This is a genomic window from Homoserinimonas sp. (assembly GCF_056262345.1).
This window is the reverse complement of sequence record NZ_JBACFR010000304.1, coordinates 1-8,012: the sequence shown is the minus strand read 5'-3', so window position 1 is coordinate 8,012 and position 8,012 is coordinate 1. Positions and strand designations below refer to the sequence as shown.

Genomic DNA, 8,012 nt, shown 5'->3' with positions numbered 1-8,012 from the left:
CACGCTGCGACGGCGAATGGCACCGTCACGGTGACGAACACGACCGCCACGACGCGGACGACCGCAATGCCGGTGAGTACCCAGCTCAGTGCCGCATTCACGGGAGTCGATGCCACGTGGGCGTCGAAGTTCACTGTCTGGGTGTGGCCGCAGTCTGCTGCAGCGTGCACCGCGACGGCCTTACCCGCAAGCGGGGTTCAGGGAACCTGGGCCACCATCCCCGCCATCTCGACCACGCTCGCTCCTGCGGCATCCGTTGTCTACTGCGTGCGCTCGGTCGCCGCAGAACGCAGCCAGCTTGGCGTGGCGGGTGGCACATTCACCATCACGCCGCAGGCAACCGCAACACTGTCTTTTAGCGGGTCGAGTGCCTGGACAGCTGCGGCGGCGCCTACTACAACGCAGACGACGCGGAGCATCTATCCCGTTGGCACTGTCAGCACCACCAACTGGTACCGCATCAGCGATGTTTCCGGCGCGAACTGTGTCGACGTTGAGTCTGCAACGGATACCAACGGCCGGCCCGTTATCGGTTTCGCCTGCAAGCCCAACAGCGAAGCGGGCAAGACCAACCAACGCTGGAAGCTCACCGCCGACGGCACGTACTACCGCATCTCCACTCAGCTTTCGAGTGGTCGCAGCGTCGTCGTGACGGCGGGCTCCGATACGAGCGGCGCAGCGGTATCGATCAATTCCACGGCCGCCGACGAAGGACGCTGGCAGCTTCAGCAGATTACCGCCGGCGTTTACCAGCTCGTCAATAAAAAGAGCGGGATGTGCCTCACACGAGGTGCCGTAACCGGCAGTGGCACTAGCGCGATCACCGCGCTGAGCCAGACGGCATGCTCTGCCTCTGCAGCTCAGAGGTTCACTTTCACGGCCGATGGTTCCACCATCGTGACAGGGCCAGCGTTTGTTCCGGCCCCGACGACCGTTCCCAACCCGAATGCTCGCTACACGATCAAGACCTCAGGCAGCGCAGACTGCGTCGCGCGATCCGGCAACTCCGCCAACCTCACGACCTCAGCGTGCTCCGACCAGACGGAATGGCGATTCACGCCGGCTGCCTCTGGCGCCGCAGGCTTTTACATCACGATGGCGACACAGTGGGGCAACAGCGCTGGCCTCGCGATGTACGCAGACAGCAACAGCAGCGGGGCCGACATTGATCTGGGACCACTGTCGACGAATGACACCCGCTATCGGTGGACGGCTGTGGCGCAGGCCGACGGCAGCTACCAGCTGAGAAACGTGGCTAACACACGGTGCCTCAATTCGAGTCTCAACCTCACGACCTGCTCAGCGAACCCATCTCCTAAGGTCCAGCTCGAAATGGTAGGCAACCCGAACCCTCCCGCGGCTGACCTCACCTGCACACAGGGCCAGTGGACTGCCACGTATTCCTGGCCCGTGCCTACCAACTATCAGTCAGAAGTGCTTTACCGGGCCTACGTTGGCAAGACCCTCATGACATCGACGATCGATGGCTGGCAGACGTTCCAACTCAGCAGCGGCAACACCGCCGCATTTGCTGAGGGTCAGTCGTATGCGGTCACCGTGGAGCAGACGGTCAAGGGCACAAACACGTGGACGACGGTAGGCACGAGTCTCTTCACGAAGGTCGCGACAGACGGAAGCGCCAGCCCATTCCTGTGCGGTGCGCCGTGATCTCCATGAAAAAAGCGACTAGCGCACTAATCCTCGGAGCAGCCCTCGCGTTGGGTCCGACCCTCACCGCAACAGCCGCCCCAGGCGGACTTGAGGTGAGCCGCGATGGCGTCAGTTACAGCTCTAGCCTTTCTGGTTCATTGCTGGCGGATATCGCGACAATGGTGCCGGGGGATGCCCAGCAGGGTTCCATCTATGTGCGCAACTCCAGCAGCAAGCCAGGCTTTCTCCGCATCGTGCTGAGCAACGTCTCTTATTCCGATCTCGACTTGGCCAACGCGATCTCGGTACTCGCAACGGTAGGCGGGGTCAGCGGCCAGCGGATTCCGATTTCGCTCGCTGATCCGTGCTGGGTGCTCTCTGAAGGACAGGTTGTGCCGTCGAACGGTGTTTCTCGCATCGATCTCGGCGCTGCATTGGGAAACCTTGATGGCCTCAGAGGTCAGGGGGGCACCGCCAATGCCTCGCTCGGAATTTCGCTGAGTGACCTCACGCCGGGGAGCCTCTCGCCCTCGAATTGCGGAGTTCCCGATGTGGCAATCCCCGTCACCCCTGGAGCAGTTGGACGTGGCATGGTGTCGACTACCTCCGATCCTCCCGCATCCGAGAGCGGCGGTCTCGTGGCCAACGATCCTGACCTTCCCGTTCTCGGCCTGGAAGATGCCCTGGGGATTGACCCCAACACCTGGCATCTCTGGGAGGAGTACTGGGTTCTCGTCCCGATGGGCGCGTTCGTTGTTGGCACAATGATGTTCGGAGTCGTCTTCTGGCGGCGACGACGCGACGACGAGCAGACGGAGAGTGCAGCATGAGCGAGCGACGAGCGGCACGGATCGAGTCTGATACCAAGCCCCGAGGGCTGTTTTATTACATTGGTGTTGCTTTGAGTGCGGGATTGCTCGCCCTCGTCTTGCTTGTTGGTGTGATGGTCATCGTGGTCCCTGCCGCCACGGGCTCGACCCCCATGACAGTTCTTACCGGTTCGATGGAGCCGACGTACCCGCCGGGCACTCTTGTGATCGTGCGCCCGACCGACGCGCAAGAGATCCGAATCGGCGATGCCATCACGTACCAGATCGAGTCGGGTAAGGACGCCGTGGTCACGCACCGGGTCGTCTCTATCACCCAAGACACGAAGGGCGAGGTGAGTTTCGTCACGAAGGGCGACGCAAACGGTGCCGCTGACGCTCTGCCCGTGCAGCCCGTGCAGATCAAGGGCAAGGTTTGGTATGCCGTGCCGTGGATCGGATACGCCAACAACCTGCTCAATGGTGACCTTCGAGGGTGGCTGATTCCCACTATTGCCGTCGTGTTGTTCCTCTACGCGGGATACATGCTCGCAAGCGGGATAACGTCGGCCGTGCGAAAGCGTCGAGATGCTGCTCAGCCCGAGGCGGACGCTCGATCGGTCGACGACGCTGAGCGGGCCGACGAATCAGCGAGCGATATCAGCCACGTGCGCTGACGTCACCGCGATGAGATCTGCCGGGGCGAGCTCAATGTCAAAGCCGCGCCGGCCTCCGCTCACGAACACCGTTTCGAACAGCTCCGCCGTCTCGTCGATGACGGTTGTGTGACGGTTCTTCTGCCCAACAGGGCTGATGCCGCCGACCACGTAGCCGGTCTTGCGTTCGGCGACCGCAGCATCCGCCATTGCCGCTTTCTTGCCACCGACCGCCGCCGCCAACGCCTTGAGGTCGAGCTTTGCCGTCACCGGCACAATCCCCACGACAAGGCGACCGTCGACATCCGCGAGCAGGGTCTTGAAGACCCGGTCGGGTTCAAGCCCGAGGGCGGAGGCGGCCTCAAGGCCAAAGTTGGTCACGGCTGGGTCGTGCGCATAAACGTGCGGTATGAATCGGATGCCCGCTCCGCTGAGAGCGACGGTGGCAGGGGTTCCCGTTGAGGCCATGGCTACTCGGCTCTAAAGAGCTGCATCGAGGCAGGAGCCATCGTGACCTGGGCGCCGGGGTCGTGAACGTCGGGACCCGTAATGTCGAGTGCGGAATCCCACAGCAGCGTGTAGGACGAGACTCCCGGGTGGCGGGGCAGGGTCACCGTCTCAGGCTCCTCCCGCCCCTGCACGACCAGCAGAATGCGATTGAAGTCCTCGTGCTCGGGTGTCGACGCCGCCACATACTGCAGCACGCGCTGGGCGGGTGAATCCCAGTCTTCCGTCGACATCGTCTCGCCAGCGCCGTTGTACCAGTCCATCTGGCTGGCAGAAGGTACGGTCTCGTCTGAGCGGCCAAAGCGCACCGGTCGCAGCGCTGGGTTCTCGCGGCGAAGACGAAGCAGACGCTTCGAAATCTCGAAGAGATCCCGTTGCCAGTCGTCGTGCTCCCAGGGCAGCCAGCTCAGCTCGTCGTCGTGGCAGTAGGCGTTGTTGTTGCCCTGCTGGGAGCGGCCAAACTCGTCGCCAGCGGTGAGCATCGGAACGCCGGCGGAGAGCAGCAACGTGCCTAAGAGGTTGCGCATCGCTTTGCGCCGCGCTGTGGTGATGTCGAAGTCGTCGGTGGGGCCTTCTACGCCGTGGTTGAACGATCTGTTGTCGTCCGTGCCGTCGCGGTTGTCCTCCCGGTTCGACTCATTGTGCTTGTGGTCGTAGGTCGTGAGGTCGGCCAGTGTGAACCCGTCGTGAGCGGTGATGAAGTTCACGCTCGAGAGGGGACCCCTCTCGTCGGCGAAGACATGGGCCGAGCCGGCGAAGCGCCGTGCCATGCTGCCGATTCCCTGCAGCGCAACACCATCCCGGCGCTCGGCGGCAATGTCGGTGAGCCAGAAGTCGCGCATCCTGTCGCGGTAGCCGTCGTTCCACTCGATCCAGCCCGGAGGGAAGTTGCCGGTTTGCCACCCGCCGGCGCCGATGTCCCAGGGTTCTGCGATCATCTTCACGCCCTGAAGCTCTGGGTCATTAACGATGGCCGTGAGCAGCGGATGCTCGGGGTCGAATTCGTGGTGTTCGTTGCGCCCCAGGGTCGCGGCCAGGTCGAAGCGGAAACCGTCGATTTGAACGTCGTTCGCCCAGTACCGCAACGAATCGAGCACGAGGCGTTGCGATGCCGGGTGGGCCGTGTTGAGGGAGTTGCCGCAGCCTGTGACGTCGATGTATTCGCCCTCGGCATTCTGGCGATAGTAGGCAGCATCATCGATACCGCGCAGGCTCGTCGTCGGACCTTCCGGCCCCTGCTCGGAGGTGTGATTGTAGACAACGTCGAGGATGACCTCAAGGCCCGCCTCGTGCAGCAGCTTAACCATTCCCTTGAACTCGCGCAGCACTGCGGCGGGCCCGGCCGCACGGGCCGCTGCGGTGGCATAGTCACGATGCGGAGCAAAGAATCCGAGAGTGTTGTAGCCCCAATAGTTGATGAAGCCGAGCCGTCGAAGCCGCTCTTCGCTCACCGACTGATGGACGGGCAAAAGCTCGATCGCCGTCACACCAAGATCGAGCAGCTGCTCGATGGCCGATTCGTGCGCGAGCCCGGCATAGGTGCCGCGGAATTCGTCGGGAACCGCAGGATTGAGCCGCGAAATCCCTTTCGCGTGCGCTTCATAGATGACCGTGTGGTCGAGGGGCGTTGCTGGTTTTGTTGCGCCGTTCCAGTCGAAGCCGCCGTCGTCGACACACGAACGCCATCGCCCGGCGCTCACACGGTCGAAGCCGCGCGCGTACGGGTCGAGCAGATGGCGAGACGCGTCGAACCGTGGGCCTTCGCCGCTCACTCGCACCGAGTACCGGGTGTCGCCCACGAGGTCGGGGTGCGTCACCGACCAGACTCCGTGCTCGTCGCGGCTCATCTCGGCGGTGGCGGTAACGCGGTCGCCCCGGTTATCAAAGATGCACAATTCCATGGATGTCGCGTGCTCAGACCAGACCCGAAGGTGGCCGCCGGCACCCGTCACTCGCACACCAAGGTCGCGCAGAGGATCGGTGGAGATCATCGTCCTAGAGTAGAACCTATGCCCGTCTACCTGGACCATGCGGCGACCACGCCCATGCTCCCCGCCGCCCGCGCCGCCCTCATCGCGGCCCTCGATCTTGTGGGCAATCCGTCATCCATTCACACGCACGGGCAGTCAGCCAAACGCATGCTCGAAGAAGCACGCGAGGTGATCGCCGGATCACTCGGATGCGACCCCATCGAGATCGTGTTGACCTCCGGTGGCACAGAATCGGTGAACCTGGGCGTCAAGGGGCTGTTCTGGGCTCGCGACACGTCAGTGGTCTCGCGCAAGCGCATCCTTGTTCCCCGCGGCGAACACCACGCAACGATCGATGCCGCCGAGTGGCTCGTGGCTCATGAGGGTGCCGTCATCGAGTGGTTGCCGATCGATGAACTGGGGCGCATCTCCATCGACTCGGTTGCCCAGTCGTTGCGGGAGCACGATGATATTGCCCTGGTGACCATGCTCTGGGCCAACAACGAGGTGGGCACGGTGCAGCCGGTCGCTGAGATCGTGGCGTTGGCAGCCGAACGCGGCGTTCCAGTCCACGTAGATGCCGTGGCCGCATACGGCCATCTGCCGGTTTCTCTGCGCGAGAGCGGTGCCGCCGCGATTAGCGTGTCCGCCCACAAGGTCGGTGGGCCGCTGGGCATGGGGGCGCGCGCCCTCGCTCCCACGGCCGTAGTCGAGCCCCTGCTTCATGGAGGCGGGCAGCAGCGCAATGTGCGCTCCGGCACGCAGGATGCACCTGCTGCAGTGGCGTTCGCCGCCGCCGTCGAGCATCCTCCTGTTTCTCTCAAGCACCTGCGTGATGCGCTGATCACGGGTGTGCGCTCGGCCGTGCCCGACGCCGTGCTGCGCGGCGACCCGCATGATCGTCTCGACAACAACGCCCACTTCACCTTTCCCGGCTGCGCGGGGGATTCCCTTCTCTTCATGCTCGATTCCGCAGGCATCTCAGCGAGCACGGGGTCGGCCTGCCAGGCCGGAATCCCCGAGGCATCCCACGTTCTGTTGGGCATTGGCCTGAGCGAAGCCGAGGCCAGGGGAGCCCTGCGGTTCACGCTCGGACACGATTCGACCGCCTCCGACATTGAGGCTCTTCTCTCGGTGTTGCCCGATGCCGTGGCAAGGGCCAGACGCGCCGGTTATAGCAACAGAGCGGTGTGACCCTCACTCGGTGAGCTATGGGCGTTCCCCTCGCGCTCGCCGCCCACTACGCTCAGGCGTCATGGATGCAACGACGCATGTCAGCAGGGCGACTATCGCTCGATACGCGGTCGGTTCGCTGGGCACCGGAGGGTTCGCCACGCTGCCCGGACTCGTGCTCGTCTACTACTTGACCGACACCCTCGGCATAGCGGCGCTCGCCGCCGGCCTGATCGTGACCCTCGCCAAGGTGTGGGACGTGATCATCGATCCCGTCATCGGGGCCACAAGCGATGCGAGCCTCGCGCGCACGGGCTCGCGGCGCAGGTTCATGATGCTCGGCGGTCTCACCCTTCCCGTGTTTTTCTTTCTCACCTTTGCGGTGCCGGCGGGGCTCGGCCCGGTGGCCTCAGGAGTGTGGGTCACCCTGGCGTTTGTGTTGTGCGCCACGGCATTCAGCCTGTTTCAGGTGCCCTATATTGCGCTGCCGGCTGAGTTGACATCCGGCTACGACGATAGGACGGGACTGCTCACCTGGCGGGTCGTCGTGCTCACCCTGGCCATTTTGCTCTTCGGTGCTGGGGGTCCCATCCTGCGCGGACTGGCCGACGATGCCCGCGTCGGTTACTTGGTGATGGCGGCGGTCGCCGGCCTCGTGATCGGCGCTGGCATGCTGATCTCCTCGAGGGTTGCGCCACAGTCGCATTCGTTTGCGTTCATTCCGCAGCGCCGGTCGCTCGGGGTGGCTTATCGAGACGGCGCGGCAACGCTCGCCCGTAGTGCGCCATTCCGTGCGCTGCTCGCCACGTTCATGCTCCAGGGGTTGGCGACGGGGCTCATGCTTGCGGGTGCGCAGTACGTGGCGACGTGGGTCCTTCGGTCCGAAGATGCGGTGACTCTGCTTTTCGTTGCGCTCATCGCTCCGGCGCTGCTGCTGGCGCCCGTCTGGGGCGTCGTTGCGCGTCGCCTGGGCAAGTACCGCACATTCGTGATCGCGAGCGGGGTGTTCGCGCTCGCGGCGGCAAGCATGATCGCGCTCATCTGGGCACCCGGGGGGTGGGTCTATCTGCCCGTCGCCGTTGCGGGGGCCGCCTATGCCGGCATGCAGTCGTTGCCCATGGCGATGTTGCCGGATGTCATTTCCTACGACGCTAGAACCAACGGGTCCGGCAAGGCCGGCACCTTCAGCGGGGTGTGGACGGCGGGGGAGACGACGGGAATGGCGCTCGGAGCGACCACACTCACCATTG

The 8,012-nt window shown here is 64.0% G+C and carries 7 protein-coding genes; 5 read left to right on the top strand and 2 right to left on the bottom strand.

Annotation, left to right across the window (positions count from 1 at the left end):
- Positions 1-141: 141 nt before the first annotated feature.
- Genes AC062T_RS13790 through AC062T_RS13780 form a run of 3 tightly spaced genes read left to right on the top strand, consistent with a single transcriptional unit; the run spans position 142 to position 3,133 of the window.
- Positions 142-1,668: an RICIN domain-containing protein gene (locus AC062T_RS13790; protein WP_476030961.1), complete on the top strand. Its 1,527-nt coding sequence runs from the start codon at positions 142-144 to the stop codon at positions 1,666-1,668.
- A 5-nt stretch (positions 1,669-1,673) separates the two neighbouring features.
- Positions 1,674-2,480, top strand: coding sequence for a hypothetical protein (locus tag AC062T_RS13785; protein ID WP_476030959.1), 807 nt, complete (start codon positions 1,674-1,676; stop codon positions 2,478-2,480).
- Positions 2,477-3,133 carry a signal peptidase I gene (locus AC062T_RS13780; RefSeq protein ID WP_476030957.1) on the top strand — a complete coding sequence of 219 codons (657 nt, stop codon included), beginning with the start codon at positions 2,477-2,479 and terminating at the stop codon, positions 3,131-3,133. The genes AC062T_RS13785 and AC062T_RS13780 overlap by 4 nt, the downstream gene beginning before the upstream one ends.
- On the opposite strand, the gene ybaK is transcribed toward AC062T_RS13780, so the two are convergent.
- Positions 3,104-3,580, bottom strand: a complete 477-nt coding sequence (ybaK, locus tag AC062T_RS13775) for a Cys-tRNA(Pro) deacylase (RefSeq protein WP_476030955.1) — start codon at positions 3,578-3,580, stop codon at positions 3,104-3,106. The two genes, AC062T_RS13780 and ybaK, sit on opposite strands and share 30 nt — an antisense overlap.
- A gap of 2 nt (positions 3,581-3,582) precedes the next feature.
- Complete coding sequence (gene glgX / locus AC062T_RS13770) at positions 3,583-5,610, bottom strand: glycogen debranching protein GlgX (RefSeq protein ID WP_476030953.1); 2,028 nt, start codon at positions 5,608-5,610, stop codon at positions 3,583-3,585.
- Between the two features lie 18 nt (positions 5,611-5,628).
- On the opposite strand from glgX, the gene AC062T_RS13765 reads away from it, so the two are divergent.
- Together AC062T_RS13765 and AC062T_RS13760 are read left to right on the top strand one after the other, a co-directional pair.
- Entirely contained in the window at positions 5,629-6,783 is a 1,155-nt protein-coding gene (locus tag AC062T_RS13765; protein ID WP_476030951.1) for a cysteine desulfurase family protein, read from the top strand.
- Positions 6,784-6,844: 61 nt separating this feature from the next.
- The coding region (locus tag AC062T_RS13760; protein WP_476030949.1) for an MFS transporter at positions 6,845-8,012 on the top strand (1,168 nt) is incomplete at its 3' end.

Coding starts and splice junctions, on each gene's coding strand:
- AC062T_RS13785 (WP_476030959.1), top strand. CDS start 1,674: ATGAAAAAAGCGACTAGCGCACTAATCCTCGGAGCAGCCCTCGCGTTG.
- AC062T_RS13780 (WP_476030957.1), top strand. CDS start 2,477: ATGAGCGAGCGACGAGCGGCACGGATCGAGTCTGATACCAAGCCCCGA.
- ybaK (WP_476030955.1), bottom strand. CDS start 3,580: ATGGCCTCAACGGGAACCCCTGCCACCGTCGCTCTCAGCGGAGCGGGC.
- AC062T_RS13765 (WP_476030951.1), top strand. CDS start 5,629: ATGCCCGTCTACCTGGACCATGCGGCGACCACGCCCATGCTCCCCGCC.
- glgX (WP_476030953.1), bottom strand. CDS start 5,610: ATGATCTCCACCGATCCTCTGCGCGACCTTGGTGTGCGAGTGACGGGT.